The organism is Cellulomonas sp. zg-ZUI22 (assembly GCF_017353535.1).
GTDB classification, from domain to species: Bacteria; Actinomycetota; Actinomycetes; order Actinomycetales; family Cellulomonadaceae; genus Cellulomonas; species Cellulomonas wangleii.
The window spans coordinates 395,643-415,337 of the sequence record NZ_JAFMUZ010000002.1; the positions used below are offsets into that span (position 1 = coordinate 395,643).

The 19,695-nt window shown below is 74.6% G+C and carries 16 protein-coding genes; 15 read left to right on the top strand and 1 reads right to left on the bottom strand.

The genetic code is table 11. The annotated features are described in order from the left end of the window. Positions 1-7 precede the first annotated feature (7 nt). Entirely contained in the window at positions 8-640 is a 633-nt protein-coding gene (locus tag J1G43_RS09545; protein WP_207378378.1) for a TIGR03085 family metal-binding protein, read from the bottom strand. Between the two features lie 177 nt (positions 641-817). On the opposite strand from J1G43_RS09545, the gene J1G43_RS09550 reads away from it, so the two are divergent. From J1G43_RS09550 to J1G43_RS09620, 15 genes are all read left to right on the top strand, one after another. Next, complete coding sequence (locus J1G43_RS09550) at positions 818-2,686, top strand: ABC transporter ATP-binding protein (RefSeq protein ID WP_207378465.1); 1,869 nt, start codon at positions 818-820, stop codon at positions 2,684-2,686. 35 nt (positions 2,687-2,721) lie between these two features. Next, positions 2,722-4,527 (top strand): ABC transporter ATP-binding protein, encoded by a 1,806-nt coding sequence (locus J1G43_RS09555; RefSeq protein ID WP_207378466.1) that lies wholly within the window; start codon positions 2,722-2,724, stop codon positions 4,525-4,527. 71 nt (positions 4,528-4,598) lie between these two features. After that, positions 4,599-5,084, top strand: a complete 486-nt coding sequence (gene hisI / locus J1G43_RS09560; protein WP_256439575.1) for a phosphoribosyl-AMP cyclohydrolase — start codon at positions 4,599-4,601, stop codon at positions 5,082-5,084. Beyond that, the gene (locus J1G43_RS09565) at positions 5,081-6,658 is read left to right on the top strand and encodes an anthranilate synthase component I (protein ID WP_207342149.1); all 1,578 of its coding nucleotides are present in this window, start codon (positions 5,081-5,083) and stop codon (positions 6,656-6,658) included. Before hisI ends, J1G43_RS09565 begins: the two co-directional genes overlap by 4 nt. Before the next feature lie 59 nt (positions 6,659-6,717). Further along, entirely contained in the window at positions 6,718-7,263 is a 546-nt protein-coding gene (locus J1G43_RS09570) for a Trp biosynthesis-associated membrane protein (RefSeq protein WP_207342150.1), read from the top strand. Positions 7,264-7,330: 67 nt separating this feature from the next. After that, positions 7,331-7,636, top strand: coding sequence for an HGxxPAAW family protein (locus tag J1G43_RS09575; protein ID WP_207342151.1), 306 nt, complete (start codon positions 7,331-7,333; stop codon positions 7,634-7,636). Between the two features lie 70 nt (positions 7,637-7,706). Further along, a complete protein-coding gene (locus J1G43_RS09580) occupies positions 7,707-8,369 on the top strand; it encodes a DUF4190 domain-containing protein (protein ID WP_207342152.1) in 663 nt (220 codons plus the stop codon). Next, on the top strand, positions 8,366-8,821 hold the full coding sequence (locus J1G43_RS09585) for a DUF2752 domain-containing protein (RefSeq protein ID WP_249670538.1): 456 nt from the start codon (positions 8,366-8,368) through the stop codon (positions 8,819-8,821). Before J1G43_RS09580 ends, J1G43_RS09585 begins: the two co-directional genes overlap by 4 nt. Before the next feature lie 46 nt (positions 8,822-8,867). Beyond that, the gene (locus J1G43_RS09590; RefSeq protein WP_207378379.1) at positions 8,868-9,371 is read left to right on the top strand and encodes a DUF4190 domain-containing protein; all 504 of its coding nucleotides are present in this window, start codon (positions 8,868-8,870) and stop codon (positions 9,369-9,371) included. A 310-nt stretch (positions 9,372-9,681) separates the two neighbouring features. Then, entirely contained in the window at positions 9,682-10,494 is an 813-nt protein-coding gene (gene trpC / locus J1G43_RS09595; protein WP_207342154.1) for an indole-3-glycerol phosphate synthase TrpC, read from the top strand. A 35-nt stretch (positions 10,495-10,529) separates the two neighbouring features. Beyond that, positions 10,530-11,807: a tryptophan synthase subunit beta gene (gene trpB, locus J1G43_RS09600; RefSeq protein WP_207342284.1), complete on the top strand. Its 1,278-nt coding sequence runs from the start codon at positions 10,530-10,532 to the stop codon at positions 11,805-11,807. Continuing rightward, positions 11,804-12,640 carry a tryptophan synthase subunit alpha gene (gene trpA / locus J1G43_RS09605; protein ID WP_207342155.1) on the top strand — a complete coding sequence of 279 codons (837 nt, stop codon included), beginning with the start codon at positions 11,804-11,806 and terminating at the stop codon, positions 12,638-12,640. Before trpB ends, trpA begins: the two co-directional genes overlap by 4 nt. After that, the gene (gene lgt / locus J1G43_RS09610) at positions 12,637-13,515 is read left to right on the top strand and encodes a prolipoprotein diacylglyceryl transferase (RefSeq protein ID WP_207342156.1); all 879 of its coding nucleotides are present in this window, start codon (positions 12,637-12,639) and stop codon (positions 13,513-13,515) included. The genes trpA and lgt overlap by 4 nt, the downstream gene beginning before the upstream one ends. 152 nt (positions 13,516-13,667) lie before the next feature. Next, positions 13,668-18,233, top strand: coding sequence for a glutamate synthase large subunit (gene gltB, locus J1G43_RS09615; RefSeq protein ID WP_207342157.1), 4,566 nt, complete (start codon positions 13,668-13,670; stop codon positions 18,231-18,233). Next, positions 18,226-19,692, top strand: coding sequence for a glutamate synthase subunit beta (locus tag J1G43_RS09620; RefSeq protein WP_207378380.1), 1,467 nt, complete (start codon positions 18,226-18,228; stop codon positions 19,690-19,692). The genes gltB and J1G43_RS09620 overlap by 8 nt, the downstream gene beginning before the upstream one ends. Positions 19,693-19,695: the final 3 nt, after the last annotated feature.

Below are 19,695 nucleotides of genomic sequence, written 5' to 3' on the forward strand. Positions count from 1 at the left end.
CCCGCGGTCAGGGCCCGGTGAGCAGGTCCCGGACCGTCTGCACGTCGTCCGGGGCGCCGTCGACGGTCACGTCCGCGGCCTGCAGCCGGCCCGAGACGGCGAGCACGAGCTCGCCCACGTCGCCGCGCAGGACCACCGACCCGTGGCCGGCGCGGGGCCGGTGGACGGCCGAGCGGACGTCGTCGGTGCGGACGAGCACCACGCCGGGACCCAGGCCACGCAGCCGCAGCGGGGCCATCCGCACCAGCTGGGACCACAGCACCTCGGCCAGCCCCGCGGGCAGCTCGCGCGGCTCCCGGGTCCCGGACCCGCGGCGCACGTCCTCGGTGTGGACGAAGTACTCGGTGGTGTTCACGGCGTCGCCGGCCCACGCCAGCGGGCTCCAGCGCGGCGGGGGAGCGGCGAACCGGTCGACGAGCGCGGTGTACCCCGCCGGGTCCGCCGCGGTGTCCGCGAGGCGCTCGGTCGCCGCGGCGACGCCACCGCGCAGGGCGCCCGTGGCCGTGGCCGGGCTCTCCCGGAGCACCAGGTGGGCCGCCAGGTGCCGGGCCTGCCAGCCGTCGCACAGCGTGGGGTCGTGCGGGTCCGCGGCGCGCAGCGCGTCGGCCAGCCAGTCGCGTTCGGTCTCGTGCCACGTCATGCCACCGGATCGTGCCACGTGCGGGTGACCTGTGCGCACGTCCCCGGCGCCGGTCGTGTCGCAGGCGGGCGTGTCGCAGGTGCGTGAGAGGATCCCGGGATCCCCTTTCCCGTCAGGAGTGTGAACGCCGTGCCCGCACGTCCCCGGCAGCCGGACGAGCCGCCCGCCGGCGGCGCCATGCTCCAGGGCTCCGCCGCGCGCCGGTCCGCCGCGCTGGTCTGGCGGGGCTTGCGCTCGCACCCGCGGACGCACGTGGCGGCCGTCGGGACGTCGGCGCTGTACGGCGGCCTGGTCGTCGTGGTCAGCCGCGTGCTGGGGGCGGCGACGGACCAGGTCGTCGTGCCGGCGCTCGAGGGCTCGGCCGAGGCGCAGGACCGGATCTGGCTCGCGGGCCTGACCATCGCGGTGGTGGCGCTGACGCTGGCCGTCACCGTGGCCGGGCGCCGCATCTTCGCCGGCATGGGTGTCGCGGACATCCAGGCGGACCACCGTCGGGCGGTCACCCGGCAGTACCTGCGGCTGCCGATGACGTGGCACCGGCAGCACCCGACGGGCCAGCTGCTGTCGAACGCCGGCTCGGACGTCGAGGCGGCCACCGGCGTGTTCAACCCGCTGTCGTTCGCGCTCGGCGTCGTCGTGATGATCGTGACCGCGACGGTGGCCCTGCTGCGCACCGACGTGTGGCTGGCCGCCGCCGCGCTGGTCGTGCTGCCGCTCGCGGTGATCGCCAACCTGGTCTTCCAGCGCCGCATGACGCCGGCCATCACGCGCGCGCAGCAGCTGCGCGCGGAGGTCGCGGACGTGGCGCACGAGAGCTTCGAGGCCGCCGCGCTCGTGAAGTCGCTGGGCACCGAGGACCGGGAGGACGAGCGCTTCACCGACCGGGCGCGCGCCCTGCGGGACGCGAACGTGCGCGTCGGGGTCGTGCGGGCCGTGTTCGACCCGGTCATCGACCTGCTGCCGAACCTGGGCACCCTGCTCGTCCTGCTCGTCGGCGCCCAGCGGGTCGCCGCCGGGGTGATCGGCACCGGTGACGTCGTGGCGGCGGCGTACCTGCTGACGATGCTGGCCGTGCCGGTGCGGGCGTTCGGGTGGGTGCTCGGCGAGCTGCCCCGCAGCCTCGTCGGGCACGACCGCATCGCGCGCGTCCTCGACGCACCGGGCGTGCCCGTGCCGGGGCGGACGCCGTTGGCGGCGTCCGGTCCTGGCGCCGACGTCCGGCTGCGCGGCGTGCACCTGCGCGTGCCCGGTGAAGGTGGCGAGGTGGCGCTGCTGTGCGACGTCGACCTGCACGTCGCACCCGGCAGGACGCTCGCCCTCGTCGGCCCCACCGGGGCCGGCAAGTCCACGCTGGTCGGCCTGGTGCCGCGCCTGGCGGACCCGTCGGCGGGCGTCGTCGAGATCGACGGCATGGACGTGCGCGACCTGCGCCCGGCGGACCTCGCCGCCCAGGTCGGCTACGTGGGCCAGTCGACCTTCGTGTTCGAGGACACCGTGCGAGGCAACGTCACGCTCGCCGACGCCGGCGACCCCGACGCCCCCGACGACGAGCAGGTCTGGGCGGCCCTCGCCGCCGCGCACGTCGACGACGTCGTCCGTGCCCTGCCCGGTGGCCTCGACGCCCCGCTCGGCGAGCGGGGGGCCAACCTGTCGGGGGGCCAGCGTCAGCGGCTGGCCCTGGCGCGTGCCCTGGTGCGGCGCCCGCGCGTGCTGGTCCTCGACGACGCGACCTCCGCCGTCGACCCGCGCGTCGAGCGGGACATCCTCCTGGGCCTGCGGTCCGCGGACGGTGCCGCGGGTCCGACCGTGCTGCTCGTGGCGTACCGGATGGCCTCGGTGCTGCTGGCCGACGAGGTGGTGCACATCGAGGCGGGCCGTGTCGTGGACCGCGGCCCGCACGACGAGCTGCTGGTCCGCGACCCCGGGTACCGCGAGCTGGCCACCGCCTACGAGCGGGAGTCGCTGCGCCGTGCCCAGGAGCGGGCCGACGAGGACGCCGCGGCGTCGTGGTCGGACGACGTGCCGGCCGAGGGAGGACGCAGGTGAACGCGACCACGGAGCCGCAGCGTACGGACGCGCGGATGGCACCCGCGAGCACGCTCGGCGTGTGGGCGACCCTGCGCCGCGCGACGCAGGTGTCGCCCGAGCTGCTCGACGGCCTGACCGTCACGCTCGGCCTGGCCGTGCTGGCGGCCACCGCGCGGGTGCTCGTCCCGATCACCGTCCAGCAGACCGTCGACACGGCGATCCTCGCGCCGGGCGGCGTGGACGTGCAGCGTGCTGCCGTGCTCGTCGGCCTGGCGGCGATCGGGCTGGCGGTGGGCGCGGCGTGCTCGGCGCTGGTCAACGTGCGGCTCTTCCGGTCGAGCGAGTCCGGGCTGCTCACGCTGCGGACCCGCGCCTTCCGGCACGTGCACGACCTCTCGCTGCTCACGCAGAGCACCGAGCGCCGCGGCTCCCTGGTGTCCCGCGTGACGTCCGACGTCGACACCGTCTCGATGTTCGTGCAGTGGGGCGGCATCATGCTGCTCGTCTCGGTGCTGCAGATCCTCGTGGCCACGACCCTCATGGCCGTCTACTCGTGGCAGCTGACGCTCCTGGTGTGGGCCTGCTTCATCCCTCTGCTCGTGGTGCTGCCGCGCATGCAGCGCGGGGTGAACGCCCGCTACGCGGCGGTCCGCCAGGAGTACGGCGCCATGCTCGGGGCGGTGTCCGAGGCCGTCGTCGGCGCCGAGACCATCCGGGCCTACGGCGTCACGGCCCGCACGCAGCGCCGCATCGACGCCGCGGTGGCCGGGACCCGCCGGGCGATGGTGCGCGCGCAGAACCTGGTGTCGGTCGTCTTCTCCTCCGGGGTGCTGGTCGCCAACCTCGTGCTCGCGGTGGTCGTGGTCGCCGGCACGTGGCTCGGGGTGGCCGGCGAGCTCAGCGTCGGGCGTGTCCTGGCGTTCCTCTTCCTGGTGCAGCTGTTCACGGGGCCCGTGCAGATGGCCACCGAGATCCTCAACGAGCTGCAGAACGCCGTCGCCGGGTGGCGCCGCGTGCTGGGCGTCCTCGAGACGCCGGTCGACGTGCCCGAGCCGGGCGCGGACGCCGTGCCCAGCCCGCGCGGCCCCGCGGCCGTGACGTTCGACCACGTCGGCTACGCCTACCCCGGTGGTCCGCCCGTCCTGCAGGACGTGGACCTGCACGTCGCTGCCGGCACGTCCGTGGCGGTCGTCGGCGCGACGGGCTCGGGCAAGACCACGCTGGCCAAGCTCGTCGCACGGTTCATGGACCCGACGACGGGCGCGGTGCTGCTCGACGGCGTCGACCTGCGCCGGGTCGCCTCGGCCGACCTGCGACGCCGGGTGGTGCTCGTCCCGCAGGAGGGGTTCCTGTTCGACGCGACGCTGGCGCAGAACGTGGCCTACGGGCTGCGGGACGTCCCGCGTGCCGCGGACGGCACGGCCGAGCTCGACGCGTCCACGCTCGCGCGCGTGCGGCAGGTCGTCGACGAGCTGGGCCTGGACGCCTGGGTCGACGAGCTGCCGGCCGGGCTGGGCACGCCGGTGGGGCAGCGGGGCGAGCTGTTCTCGGCGGGGGAGCGTCAGCTGGTGGCCCTCGCCCGCGCCCGCCTCGCCGACGGCGACCTGCTCCTGCTCGACGAGGCGACGTCGGCGGTCGACCCCGTCGCCGAGGTGCGCATCGCCCGGGCGCTGCGCGAGCTCTCGCGCGGGCGCACGACGCTGACCATCGCGCACCGGCTGTCCACCGCCGAGGCGGCGGACCTCGTGGTCGTCGTGCACGCGGGCCGCGTGGTCGAGGTCGGGACGCACCCCGAGCTGCTCGCCCGGGGCGGTCACTACGCGGCGATGCACGCGGCCTGGGTCTCGCAGACCCGCTGACCCCGGCGCCGCGCCGCGGCAGGGCACGGACACGTCGCCGGCGGCCCCGCGGCGCGTGGCAGGATCGGCACGTGCCGCAGAACCCCCCGACCACCACGTCCGACGGCCGCGTCACGCGCAGCGACCTCGACCCTGCCGTCGCCGCGCGGCTGCGCCGTGACGACGCCGGGCTCGTCGCCGCGATCGTCCAGCAGCACGACACCCGCGAGGTGCTCATGCTCGGCTGGATGGACGACGAGGCGCTGCACCGCACGCTCACGACGGGACGGGTCACGTTCTGGAGCCGGTCGCGCCGGGAGTACTGGCGCAAGGGCGACACGTCCGGGCACGTGCAGCACGTGCGCGGCGTGGCCCTGGACTGCGACGGCGACGCGCTGCTCGTCACCGTCGACCAGGTGGGCGTCGCCTGCCACACCGGGACGCGCACCTGCTTCGAGGCGGGCGGCCCGCTGCCCGTCACCACGACGCCCGTCACCACGGCGACGCCGGGCACCGTGGAGCCGTCCCTGCCGACCGTCGGCGACGACACCGCCACCCTCCGAGGAGCCCAGCCGTGACCCAGCCGTCCGTCTCCGCCGCGCCGCGCGCGACCCCCACGGACCTGCCCTGGGGTGCGACGTGGCCGTCGCCGGAGGACTTCCGCGCGCTCGCGGCGGACCGCCGCGTCGTGCCGGTGGTGCGCCGGCTGCTGGCCGACGACGTCACGCCCGTCGGGCTGTACCGCACCCTGGCGGCCGGGCGGCCCGGCACGTTCGTGCTGGAGTCGGCCGAGTCCGACGGCACCTGGGGGCGCTGGTCGTTCGTCGGCGTGTCCTCGCGCGCGACCCTGTCCGTCCGCGACGGGCGGGCGTGCTGGTCCGGTGACGTCCCGGTGGGCGTGCCGACCGAGGGCGACGTGCTCGACGTGCTGGGCCGCACGCTGGACGTGCTGCACACGCCGCGGGTCGGCGGGCTGCCGCCGCTGACGGGTGGGCTGGTCGGCGTGCTCGGGTGGGACGTCGTGCACCACTGGGAGCCGACGCTGCCGCGGCGGGCGCCGGAGGAGCTGGACGTCCCGGAGGTGACGCTCGTGCTGGCGTCGGACGTCGCCGCCGTCGACCACGTCGACGGGTCGGTGTGGCTCGTGGCGAACGCCATCAACTTCGACGCCACGGACGAGCGTGTGGACGAGGCCTACGCCGACGCGGTGGGTCGGCTGGACGCGATGCAGGCGGCTCTGGGGCGGCCCGCACCGCCGGCGCCCGCCGTGCTCGACCCCGAGGCCCCCGTGCCCGTGCTGGAGTTCCGCAGCACGCGCGAGGAGTTCGAGGAGCAGGTCCGGCGCGGGCAGGAGGCCATCCGGGACGGCGACGTCTTCCAGGTCGTCCTCTCGCAGCGCCTCGACCTGGACTGCCCGGCCGAGCCCGTGGACGTGTACCGCGTGCTGCGCACCGTCAACCCCAGCCCGTACATGTACCTGCTCGCGTTGCAGGACGCGGACGGGCGGGACTTCGCGGTGGTCGGTTCGAGCCCCGAGACGCTGGTGAAGGTCAGCGACGGTCACGTCACGACGTTCCCGATCGCCGGGTCGCGTCCGCGTGGCGCGACGCCCGAGGAGGACCGGGCCCTCGCTGACGAGGTGCTGGCCGACCCGAAGGAGCGGGCGGAGCACATCATGCTGGTCGACCTGTCCCGCAACGACATGGTCAAGGTCTGCGAGCCGACGAGCGTCGAGGTCGTCGAGTTCATGGCCGTGCGCCGGTTCTCGCACATCATGCACATCTGCTCGACGGTGGTCGGCCGGTTGCGCGCCGGTGCCACCGCGCTGCAGACGCTCGTCGCGACGTTCCCCGCCGGGACGCTGTCCGGCGCACCGAAGCCGCGCGCGATCGAGCTGATCGACGAGCTCGAGCCCGCCCGGCGCGGCGTGTACGGCGGCACCGTGGGCTACTTCGACTTCGCCGGCGACATGGACATGGCGATCGCGATCCGCACCGCCCTGCTCCGCGACGGACGCGCCAGCGTCCAGGCGGGCGGTGGCATCGTGGCCGACTCCGTGCCGGCGCTGGAGTACGAGGAGTCGCGGAACAAGGCGGCGGCCGCCGTGCGTGCGATCCAGCTCGCGGCGCGGCTGCGCCGCGCCACGCCGTGACGGCGGCGCCGGCACCCGCCCCGGGACCCGGTGCGCGGGCACGCCGCGGCCGCTGGGTCGTGCTGCTGCTGGGCGCCGCGGGCCTCGTCGGCCTGGTGTCGGTGCCCACCTGGGTGCACGGCGAGGGTCGCAGCGCCCTCGAGGGCACCGTCGAGGTCGCCGTCGCGGGCTCCCGGGCGGCACCGCAGGCGCCGGCGGCCGCGCTGGTGCTGCTGGCCGCGGCCGGCGCCCTCGCGCTGGTCGGACGGGTGGGCCGGTGGGTCGTCGCGGGGGTGAGCGCCGCGGCCGGGGTGCTCGTCGTCGCCGGTGCCGTGGGCGTCCTGCGGGACCCGGCGGGCGCCGTCGTCGCCGCGGTCGCCGACGCGACCGGCGTCGCGGCGGCCGACCCGGTGGCCTCGTCGACCGCCTGGCCGGTGGTGGCGCTGGTGGTCGGCGCCGCGGTGCTGGCGCTGGCGGTGGCCCTCGCACGCGCACCCGGCGGGTGGGACCAGCGCTCCCAGCGCCACGAGCGGCCCGGACCGGGTCGTGCCGACCGCAACGCGAGCGGCGCGGTCGACGAGCGATCCGACTGGGACGCGCTCAGCCGGGGCGACGACCCGTCCTGACCAGCGCGTGGGTCGCCGGGCTCTCGGATAGGGTGAGCGGAAACCGAGCACGAAGGACGTACCGCCGATGGCCGATCACACGCTGGCCCACCGTTCCCAGAACGCCACCCGGACCGAGACGGTCCACCTGCCGCCGGCGACGCCGCCGACGAACCACGGGCGGACCCTCGCCGCGTGGACGACCACGTGGACGGTCGTGGCGGGCGGCGTGATCGCCGGCCTGGGGGTCGCCTTCACGATGATGTGGCTGTTCTGGGTCGGCATGGCCGTGATCGCGGGCGGGCTCGTCCTGGGCAAGGTCCTGCAGCTCCTGGGCCACGGCCAGGGTGGCGCAGCGACCCTCGCCCGCGCCCAGCGGCGCGGCGGCCACTGACCCCGCCGGAGGACTCCTCCGGTTCCCACCGGCCGGTTCCGCCGGCCACCACCGACGCAGGGAGAGCCGCATGTCGAGCCCCAACGACCCCCGCGACCCGGGCGCGCCCGACGAGCAGCCGGGCACCGGGCCGGGGTCACCCGACTCGCCGTCGCAGCCGTCCGGCGCCGACGTCCCCCCGTACCCGGCGGGTACCGGTCCGGACACCCCGGCCGCGCCCGGGTACGGCCAGCCCCCCGCGTACGGCCAGGGTCAGCCGCCCGCCTACGGTCAGCCGCCCGCCTACGGCCAGCCGCCCGCGTACGGCCAGGGTCAGCCGCCCGCCTACGGCCAGGGTCAGCCCCCGGCCTACGGTGGGCCCGCCTCCGGCCAGCCCGCGTACGGGCAGGCGCCCGGCTACGGGACGCCGCAGTCCACCGCACGCAACTCGCTCGGCGTCTGGTCGCTGGTGCTCGGCATCCTGTCGATCGTGCTGTGCTGCCTGGTGGTCGGCGTCGTGCCGGGTGCCATCGGCGTGTGGCTGGGCTTCAAGGGTCGCGCCGCCGCCGCGCGCGGCGAGGCCAGCAACGGGGGCCTGGCGCTGGCCGGCATCATCCTCAGCGTCGTCGGCATCCTGGCCAGCCTCTACATGATCATCAGCCTCTCCATCGGGCTGGCGGAGTACGGCGGCCTGGACGGCTTCCTGCAGTACCTCGAGGACGAGGTGGAGCGCCAGCAGCTGCAGGCGCCGTGACCGACCTGCGGCAGCCGGCGGTGGGCGCCGGGCACGCTGCCCCGTCGCCGCTGCGACGGGGTGCGCTGCCCCTCGTGCTCGCCGCCGCTGCCGCAGGGGCGGCGACCCTGCTGGTGGTGCGCTCGCCGTACGCGCCGCTGAGCTACGGGTTCTGCCCGTCGGTCCTCTTCCTCGGTGTGTCCTGCCCCGGCTGCGGTGGGCTGCGCGCGACGCACTCCCTGCTCACGGGCGACCTGGTGGCCGCCTGGCAGGCCAACCCGCTGTGGACCGTCGCCGCGCCCCTGCTCGTCGTCGCGTGGGGGATGTGGGCGGTGCGCCGCGTGCGTGGCGGCCCGCCCCTGTCCGCGCCGACGTGGCTGCCCTGGTCGGTCCTCGTCGCCGTCGTGGGCTTCGCGGTCCTGCGCAACGTGCCCGCACTCGTGCCGTACCTGGGCCCCGCACCGCTGCCCTGACGGCAGGGGGCACGCGCACCATCTCTCGACCGACCGGAGGTCGTCCATGAGCAGTCCCAGCGAACCCCTGGGCCCGCCGTACGGGCAGGAGGGCGCGTACGCAGCGCACGCGGTGCCCGCCGCGGACGCTCCGCGCACGACGGCGTCGGACCAGCAGCCGGTCGGCGCGTACCCGCCCGGCGCGTACCCGCCGTCCGCGACGTACCCGCCCGGTCCGTCCGCGCCGGCCCACGGGTACGCAGAGGGTCCACCGCGCCCGCCGTCGCCTCCCCGCAACGACCTCGCGGTGTGGTCGCTCGTGCTCGGGCTGCTGGGCGTGCTCGGGTGCGTGTTCTTCACCGGCGTCCCCGCGGTGGTCGTCGGCGGGAACGCACGTCGTGCCGTGGCCGCGGGCCAGGCGGACAACGAGGGCCTGGCGACGGCCGGCATCGTGCTCGGCTGGGTCGCGACCGCACTGGGTGTCATCGTGCTGGTGACCTTCGGGATCCTCCTGCTGCTGCCGCTGCTCTTCCTCGGGTTCGCCGTCCCGTTCATGGGCTCGGTGCCGTAGCCCGAGCCGTCGCCGTCGCGCTGGTCCGAGCCCTGACCGCCCGCCACGGTGCTCGGCCTGACGGGCCGTGTCGCCACCGCGGCCGAGCGGCACCGGCTGGTGGACCAGGGCCCGGACCACGCGCCGGACCACGCGCCGGACCACGGCCCGGACCACGGACGCGGCGGCGGCGGTGCGTCGTCGCCGGTCCCACACCTCGGGCGGGTGGGCCGAGGCGCTCCGCCGCCCGTCTACCATGGCTCGTCGGCGGCGGCCTCCGGGGAAGCCCACGGGCCTGCCGCACCAACCGGCCAGAGGGGATGATCGGTCGATGACCGTGCTGGACGACATCGTCGCGGGGGTCAGGGTCGACCTCGCCGCGCGCCAGGCAGCAACGCCCCTGGCCGAGCTCAAGGAGCGCGCCGCCCGGCGCGAGTCCGCGCTGCAGTGCGTCGCGCGGCTCAAGGTGCCCGACGCGGTCACCGTGATCGCCGAGGTCAAGCGCTCGAGCCCGAGCAAGGGTGCCCTCGCGGCGATCTCCGACCCGGCCGCGCTGGCCGCGGAGTACGAGAAGGGTGGCGCCGTCGCGATCTCCGTGCTCACGGAGCAGCGCCGCTTCAACGGGTCCCTCGCCGACCTGGACGCCGTGCGCAGCCGGGTGGACGTCCCGGTCCTGCGCAAGGACTTCGTGGTGTCGCCCTACCAGGTGTGGGAGGCGCGCGCCCACGGCGCCGACCTCGTGCTGCTCATCGTCGCCGCGCTCGAGCAGACGGTGCTCGAGTCGCTGGTCGAACGGGTGCACTCGCTCGGCATGACCGCGCTGGTCGAGGTGCACGACACCGAGGAGGTGGCCCGGGCGCTGGACGCCGGGGCCCGCGTCATCGGTGTGAACGCGCGCGACCTGCGGTCGCTCGAGGTGGACCGCACGACCTTCTCGCGGGTCGCCCCCGCGATCCCGTCCGACGTCGTCCGGATCGCCGAGTCGGGTGTGCGCGGACCGCACGACGTCATGGACTACGCCCGTGCCGGCGCGGACGCGGTGCTCGTCGGCGAGGCGCTGGTGACGGACGACGCACCGCGGCAGTCCGTCGCGGACCTCGTCGCCGCCGGTGCCCACCCCTCGCTGCGCGCGGTCCGGCAATGAGCGGCACCGCGGGCCGCGACGGCGCCCGCCGCCGCATGCGGGACGTCCTGCTGGGCGGGGGACCGCTCGCCACGCACGAGGGTCCGTACTTCGGGGACTTCGGCGGGCGGTTCGTCCCCGAGGCGCTCATCGCCGCGCTCGACGAGCTCGAGACCGAGTACCACAAGGCCCTCGCGGACCCGGCGTTCTCCGACGAGCTCGAGCGGCTGCACCGCACCTACACGGGCCGGCCCAGCCCGCTGACCGAGGTGCCGCGGTTCGCCCGGCACGTGGGCGACGGTGTGCGGGTGTTCCTCAAGCGGGAGGACCTCAATCACACGGGCTCCCACAAGATCAACAACGTGCTGGGCCAGGCGCTGCTCGTCAAGCGCATGGGCAAGCGGCGCGTCATCGCCGAGACCGGTGCCGGGCAGCACGGGGTGGCCACGGCGACGGCCGCGGCGCTGCTGGACCTGGAGTGCACCGTCTACATGGGCGAGGAGGACACCCAGCGCCAGGCGCTGAACGTCGCCCGGATGGAGCTGCTCGGCGCCACCGTCGTGCCGGTGACCATCGGCGCCCGCACCCTCAAGGACGCCATCAACGAGGCGCTGCGCGACTGGGTGGCGAACGTCGACTCGACCCACTACCTGCTCGGCACCGTGACGGGTCCGCACCCGTTCCCCGAGATGGTGCGCGACTTCCACAAGATCATCGGCGAGGAGGCGCGCGCGCAGATCCTCGAGGAGACGGGAGCGCTGCCCGACGCGGTCGTCGCGTGCGTGGGCGGCGGGTCCAACGCCATGGGCATCTTCAACGCGTTCCTCGACGACCCGCAGGTGCGGCTGTTCGGGTTCGAGGCCGGCGGCGCCGGCATCTCCTCCGGCCGGCACTCGGCGCGGTTCTCCGGCGGTGCACCCGGTGTGCTGCACGGTGCGCGCAGCTACCTGCTGCAGGACGAGGACGGGCAGACGCTGCCGAGCCACTCGGTCTCCGCCGGGCTGGACTACCCGAGCGTCGGCCCCGAGCACGCGTGGCTCCACGACACCGGACGGGCGCAGTACCGCCCGGTCACGGACGACGAGGCCATGGAGGCGTTCCGGCTCCTGTGCCGCACCGAGGGCATCATCCCCGCGATCGAGTCGGCGCACGCGCTGGCCGGCGCCATCCAGCTCGGCCGCGAGGCCCAGGGGTGGACGGACGGTGACCGGCCGCCGGTCGTCCTCGTCAACCTGTCCGGCCGGGGGGACAAGGACGTCGCGACGGCCGCCGCCTGGTTCGGGATCCTCGAGCCGGAGCCCGTCGTCAAGGCGGACGAGGGGGAGCAGCTGTGAGCGTCACGGAGGTGCGGTCGGCCACCGCGGAGCGGATCGACGAGCTCGCCTCCGGCCCGGCGCCGCGCGCGGCGCTGATCGGCTACCTGCCGGTCGGCTTCCCGTCGGTGCCGGGGTCCGCGCGCGCGGTCCGCACCATGGTCGACGCCGGTGTGGACGTCGTCGAGCTCGGCATGCCCTACACGGACCCGGTGATGGACGGCCCGGTCATCCAGGCCGCCGCGAACCGCGCGCTGGCCAACGGCACGCGCGTGCGTGACACGCTGCGCGTCGTCGAGGAGATCGCGTCGGCCGGTGCCCCGGTCCTCGTGATGACCTACTGGAACCTCGTCCTGCGGTACGGCGTCGACGCGTACGCCCGCGACCTGGCCGCGGCCGGCGGTGCCGGGCTCATCACGCCGGACCTCATCCCGGACGAGGCGGCGGACTGGATCGTCGCGGCCGACGCGCACGGTCTGGACCGGGTGTTCCTGGTCGCGCCGAGCTCCACCCCGGAGCGGCTCGCCTCGACCGTGGCCGCCAGCCGCGGGTTCGTGTACGCGGCGTCGACGATGGGCGTGACGGGGGAGCGCGCGACCGTGGGGGAGCGTGCGGAGCAGCTCGTCGCGGACACCCGCGCCGCGGGCGCCGCGCGCGTGTGCGTGGGGCTCGGGGTGTCCCGCCCGGAGCAGGCGGCGCAGGTGGCCGGCTACGCGGACGGCGTGATCGTCGGGTCGGCGCTCGTGCGCTCGCTGCTCGACGCGCCGGACGAGGCCGCCGGGCTGGACGCCCTCGCGGGCGTCGTGCACGGGCTCGCGGAAGGTGTGCGCTCGGCGCACCGGACCCCGCGATGACGGTGCTGCCGCTCTCGGTCCCGAGCCCGGGGCAGAGCGTGTGGCACCTGGGGCCGTTCCCGCTGCGCGCGTACGCGGTCGCCATCCTGCTGGGCATCGTCGTGGCCACGGTCATGACCCAGCGCCGCTGGAGGGCCCGCGGCGGTGACCCCGAGACGGTCCTCGACATCGTGTACTGGGCGGTGCCCTTCGGGATCGTGGGCGGTCGCGTCTACCACGTCATCAGCTCGCCCGACGCGTACTTCGGCCCCGGCGGCGACCCGTGGCGGGCGTTCGCCATCTGGCAGGGCGGGCTCGGCATCTGGGGGGCCGTGGCCCTCGGGGCGGTCGGTGCGTGGATCGGGTGCCGACGCCACGGTGTGCGCCTCGCACCGTTCGCCGACGCGGTCGCGCCGGGGCTCCTGGTCGCCCAGGGCATCGGCCGGCTCGGCAACTGGTTCAACCAGGAGCTGTTCGGCGGTCCGACGACCCTGCCGTGGGGGCTGCGCATCGACGACGCGCACCTGCCGGCCGGGTACGACCCCGGCACGCTGTTCCACCCGACGTTCCTGTACGAGATGCTGTGGAACTTCGGTGCCGCGGCGCTGCTGATCCTCCTGGACCGCCGGCTGCGGCTGGGTCACGGGCGGGTCTTCTGGCTCTACGTGCTGCTGTACACCGCGGGGCGCCTGTGGATCGAGCTGCTGCGCATCGACCCGGCCGAGACGGTGCTGGGGCTGCGGCTCAACGTCTGGACGTCGATCCTGCTCGGCCTGGTGGCGCTGGTAGCGTTCGTGGTGGTCGGGCGTCGGCATCCAGGACGCGACACGACCCTCCTGCTCACACCCCCCACGCGGCAGGACGACGAGGCGAACACCCCCCACGGCACCCGGTGACACCGGGTGCGTCGGACGTGATGTCGTCCGGCGCGGTCATCGCGACCGCCGCCCGGGCGGTATCGTCGCCTCACTGCACGGGCCGACGACGTCCCGGTACCCCCCATGTTCGTGCGACACCCCGGTCCCTCCGGGGACTGAGGACGGTGCTGATGTCGACGTCGCCCGAGAGCCCCGGCACCGCCCAGGCGCCGACCCGGCACGCGCTCTACGACCCGGCCGCCGAGCACGACGCGTGCGGTTTCGCCTTCGTCGCGACGCTGCGCGGCACACCCGGGCGTGACATCGTCGACGCCGGCCTGACCGCGCTGCTCAACCTCGACCACCGCGGTGCGGTCGGTGCCGAGGAGGACAGCGGTGACGGCGCCGGCATCCTCACCCAGATCCCGGACGCGTTCCTGCGCGACGTGGTCGACGCCGAGCTGCCCGCAGCGGGCTACTACGCGATCGGCATGGCCTTCCTGCCCGTCGACGAGGCGGAGCGGGCGCGCGCGGTGGCGGCGGTCGAGTCCGTCGCCGCCGAGGAGAAGCTCGAGGTCCTGGCGTGGCGTGACGTCGTCGTCACCGCCGACCTCGTCGGTCCGACGGCCCGTGCCTCGATGCCCGTGTTCCGCCAGCTGGTCGTGGCGGACCCGTCGCGCGAGCTGTCGGGGATCGCCCTGGACCGTCGCGCCTACCGCCTGCGCAAGCGCGCCGAGCGGGAGCACGGCGTGTACTTCGCGTCGCTGTCGGCCCGGACCATCACGTACAAGGGCATGCTCACCACGGGGCAGCTCGAGCCGTTCTTCGCCGACCTGTCCGACCCGCGGTACGCCTCGGAGATCGCGCTGGTCCACTCGCGGTTCTCCACCAACACCTTCCCGTCGTGGCCGCTCGCGCAGCCGTTCCGGATGGTCGCGCACAACGGTGAGATCAACACGGTGCGCGGCAACCGCAACTGGATGGCCGCGCGCGAGGGCATGCTCTCGTCGGACCTGCTGGGCGACCTCGCCCCGCTGCTGCCGGTCTGCACGCCGGGCGGCTCGGACTCCGGCAGCTTCGACGAGGTCCTCGAGCTGCTGCACCTGTCGGGGCGCTCGCTGCCGCACGCGGTGATGATGATGATCCCGGAGCCGTGGGAGAACCACGCGCAGATGGACCCGGCGACCCGCGCGTTCTTCGAGTACCACTCGACCCTGATGGAGCCGTGGGACGGCCCGGCCGCGATGACCTTCACCGACGGCACGCTGATCGGCGCCGTGCAGGACCGCAACGGGCTGCGGCCCGGGCGGTACTGGGTGACCGAGGACGGCCTCGTGGTCTGCGCCTCCGAGGCCGGCGTCCTCGACATCGACCCCGCGTCGATCGTCGCCAAGGGGCGGCTCGAGCCCGGCCTGTTCTTCCTCGTCGACACCGGCCAGGGGCGGATCGTCGCCGACGTCGAGGTCATGGCCCAGCTCGCGGCGCAGCGGCCGTACGCCCAGTGGGTGAAGGAGAACGCGGTCCACCTCTCGCAGCTGCCCGACCGCGACCACATCGCGCACTCGGCGGCGTCGGTCCGGCGCCGCCAGCGGGCGTTCGGGTACACCGAGGAGGAGCTGAAGATCCTCCTGTCGCCGATGGCGGCCGCCGGTGCCGAGCCGCTCGGTGCCATGGGCTCGGACACGCCGGTGGCGGTGCTCTCCAAGCGCCCGCGCCTGCTGTTCGACTACTTCACGCAGATGTTCGCCCAGGTGACGAACCCGCCGCTCGACGCGATCCGCGAGGAGCTGGTGACGTCCATCGGCGGCGCGATCGGGCCGGAGCCCAACCTGCTGGCCGACGGGCCGGAGCACGCGCGCAAGATCATGCTGCCGTTCCCGGTCATCGACAACGACCAGCTCGCCAAGATCGTGCACGTGGCCAAGCAGCCGTCGCTGGGCTTCCGCGCCACGACGATCCGCGGGCTGTACCGCGTCGACGGCGGCGGGGCGGCGCTCGAGCAGCGGCTCGAGGAGATCTTCGCCGAGGTCGACCGTGCGGTCGCCGACGGCGTCAGCTTCCTGGTGCTGTCGGACCGCAACTCCGACGCCGACCTGGCACCGATCCCGTCGCTCCTGCTGCTGTCCGCGGTGCACCACCACACGCTGCGCCGGCACACCCGCACGCAGATCTCCCTGGTGGTCGAGGCCGGCGACGTCCGCGAGGTGCACCACGTGGCGCTCCTCATCGGCTACGGCGCCGCCGCGGTCAACCCGTACCTGGCGATGGAGTCCGTCGAGGACCTGGCCCGCAGCGGGTACCTGCCGGGCGTGAGCCCGGAGAAGGCGGTGACCAACCTCATCAAGGCGCTCGGCAAGGGCGTCCTGAAGGTCATGTCGAAGATGGGCATCTCGACCATCGCGTCGTACCGCGGCGCGCAGGTCTTCGAGGCCATCGGCCTGTCCCACGCGCTCGTCGACCGGTACTTCACCGGGACGACGAGCCGGCTCGGCGGCATCGGCCTGGACGTCATCGCGGCCGAGGTCGCGGCGCGTCACGCCGACGCGTACCCCGCGAGCGGCAACCGGCAGGCGCACCAGCGGCTCGCGGTCGGTGGCGAGTACCAGTGGCGGCGCGGCGGCGAGGAGCACCTCTTCGACCCGGAGACGGTGTTCCGGCTCCAGCACTCCACACGCACCCGGCAGATGGACGTCTTCCGCGAGTACACCGCGCGGGTCGACGCGCAGTCCGAGCGGCTCATGACGCTGCGTGGCCTGCTGCGGTTCAAGGAGGGTGCGCGGCCGCCGGTCCCGGTCGACGAGGTCGAGCCGGTCAGCGAGATCGTCAAGCGGTTCAACACCGGCGCCATGTCCTACGGCTCGATCTCCGCAGAGGCGCACGAGACCCTCGCGATCGCGATGAACCAGCTGGGCGGCAAGTCGAACACGGGGGAGGGCGGCGAGGACCCCGACCGCCTGCACGACCCGCGACGCCGCTCGGCCATCAAGCAGATCGCGTCCGGCCGGTTCGGCGTGACGAGCGAGTACCTCACCAACGCCGACGACATCCAGATCAAGCTCGCGCAGGGTGCCAAGCCCGGGGAGGGCGGTCAGCTGCCCGGGCACAAGGTGTACCCGTGGGTCGCGAGGACCAGGCACTCGACGCCCGGCGTCGGCCTCATCTCCCCGCCGCCGCACCACGACATCTACTCGATCGAGGACCTGGCGCAGCTCATCCACGACGCCAAGAACGCCAACCCGTCGGCGCGGATCCACACCAAGCTCGTCAGCGAGTTCGGCGTCGGCACGGTGGCGGCCGGCGTGGCCAAGGCGCACTCCGACGTCGTCCTGATCTCCGGGCACGACGGCGGCACGGGCGCGAGCCCGCTGACGTCGCTGAAGCACGCCGGGACGCCGTGGGAGATCGGGCTCGCGGAGACGCAGCAGACCCTCGTCCTCAACGACCTGCGCGACCGCGTGGTCGTGCAGGTCGACGGGCAGCTCAAGACGGGCCGCGACGTCGTCGTCGGCGCGCTGCTCGGCGCCGAGGAGTTCGGGTTCGCCACCGCGCCGCTGGTCGTCTCGGGCTGCGTCATGATGCGCGTGTGCCACCTCGACACCTGTCCGGTGGGCGTCGCGACGCAGAACCCCGAGCTGCGGGCCCGGTTCACCGGCAAGCCCGAGTTCGTCGTCACGTTCTTCGAGTTCATCGCGCAGGAGGTGCGCGAGCACCTCGCGGCCCTCGGGTTCCGCTCCATCGAGGAGGCCGTCGGACGCGTCGAGATGCTCGACGCCCGCGACGCGATCGACCACTGGAAGGCGGAGGGGCTCGACTTGAGCCCCGTGCTGGCCGTTCCGCAGCCGAAGCCGGGCTCCGCCCTGTCCCACACCAGGGCCCAGGACCACGGTCTCGAGCGTGCCCTGGACAACCAGCTCATCGCGCTGGCGCAGGACGCGCTGGAGCGTGCCGAGCCCGTGCGCATCGACCTGCCGGTGCGCAACGTCAACCGCACCGTCGGGACCATGCTCGGGCACGAGGTCACCAAGCGGTACGGGGGCGCGGGGCTGCCCGAGGACACCATCGACGTCACGCTGACCGGCTCCGCCGGCCAGTCGTTCGGCGCCTTCCTGCCCCGGGGCATCACGCTGCGCCTGTTCGGCGACGCCAACGACTACGTCGGCAAGGGGCTGTCGGGCGGGCGGGTCGTCGTGCGCCCGGACCGCAGCTCGTCGCTGTCGAGCCCGCACAACGTCATCGCGGGCAACGTCATCGGCTACGGCGCCACGAGCGGGCAGATCCTGCTGCGCGGGCTGGTCGGTGAGCGGTTCGGCGTGCGCAACTCGGGTGCGACGCTCGTCGTCGAGGGCGTGGGGGACCACGCGTGCGAGTACATGACCGGCGGGACCGTGCTCGTGCTCGGCCCGACGGGCCGCAACCTGGGCGCCGGGATGTCCGGGGGTACTGCGTACGTGCTCGACCTGAACCCGGAGCTCGTCAACGTCGAGGCGGTGCGCAGCGGTGAGCTCGCGCTCGACCCGCTCGACGACGAGGACGTCGCCCTGGTCATGGACCTGCTGCGCACCTACGCCGAGGAGACCGGTTCGCTGGTCGCCGCCCAGCTGCTCGAGGAGCCGGACACCACGCGCGCCCGCTTCACCCGGCTGCTGCCCACCGAGTACGCCCGCGTCCGCACCGCGCTGGCCCGGGCCGAGGCCGACGGCCTCGACCCGAGCGCCCCCGGCGTGTGGGACAAGATCCTGGAGGTGGCCCGTGGCTGACCCCCGTGGCTTTCTGAAGATCCGGGAGCGCGAGCTCCCGCCGAACCGCCCCGTCGAGGTGCGGCTGCGCGACTGGAAGGACGTGCACGCGCACCTGGAGGAGGGGCAGCCGTTCCTCAAGGAGCAGGCCGGGCGCTGCATGGACTGCGGCATCCCGTTCTGCCACAACGGCTGCCCGCTGGGCAACCTCATCCCGGAGTGGAACGACCTGGTGTGGCGCGGGCAGTGGTCCGACGCGATCGACCGGCTGCACGCGACCAACAACTTCCCGGAGTTCACGGGGCGGATCTGCCCGGCGCCGTGCGAGTCGAGCTGCGTGCTGGGCATCAACCAGCCGCCCGTGACGATCAAGAACGTCGAGGTCTCGATCATCGACGAGGCGTTCGCCCGCGGGCTCGTCACGCCGCAGGTGCCGCAGCGCCTCACGGGGCACACGGTGGCCGTGGTGGGCTCGGGCCCGGCCGGTCTCGCGGCGGCGCAGCAGCTGACCCGTGCGGGCCACACGGTCGCGGTGTACGAGCGCGACGACGAGATCGGCGGCCTGCTGCGGTACGGCGTGCCGGACTTCAAGCTCGAGAAGATCCACATCGAGCGGCGGCTGGAGCAGATGCGGGCCGAGGGCACGCGCTTCCGGCCCGGTGTCGAGGTCGGCAAGGACGTCACGTGGGTCCAGCTCCAGGCGCGGTACGACGCCATCGTGCTGGCGACCGGTGCGACGGTGCCGCGGCGCCTCGACGTGCCGGGCCTCGAGCTCGAGGGTGTGCACGTCGCCATGGACTACCTGCACCAGGCCAACGCGATCGTCGCCGGCAAGGACGTCGCCGACCCGATCAGCGCCGAGGGCAGGCACGTGGTCATCATCGGCGGCGGTGACACCGGCTCGGACTGCCTCGGCACCGCGCTACGCCAGGGGGCGGCCTCCGTCACCACGCTCGCGATCGGCAAGCGACCGCCGAGCGAGCGGCCCCAGAACCAGCCGTGGCCCACCGACCCCGTGCTGTACGAGGTCTCGTCCTCGCACGAGGAGGGTGGCGAGCGCGCCTACCTGGCGTCGACCGTCGCGTTCCTCGGCGACGACACCGGGCACGTGCGCGCACTGCGCCTGGCGACCACCGAGTACCTGCCCGACGGTCGGCGCGTGCCGACCCCGGGCACGGAGCGCGACATCCCGGCGGACCTCGTGCTCGTCGCGATGGGCTTCACCGGCCCGGAGACCGAGCAGCTGACCCAGCAGATCGGCGTCGACGTCACGCGACGCGGCGCGCTGGCACGCGATGAGGACTTCGCGACGAACGTCCCGGGTGTGTTCGTGGCCGGCGACGCCGGCCGCGGCCAGTCGCTCGTGGTCTGGGCCATCGCCGAGGGCCGAGCCGCCGCGGCCGCGGTCGACGCGTACCTGTCGGGCACCACCGAGCTGCCTGCACCGGTGTCGGCGAGCACCGTCGCCCTGCGCCCCTGACAC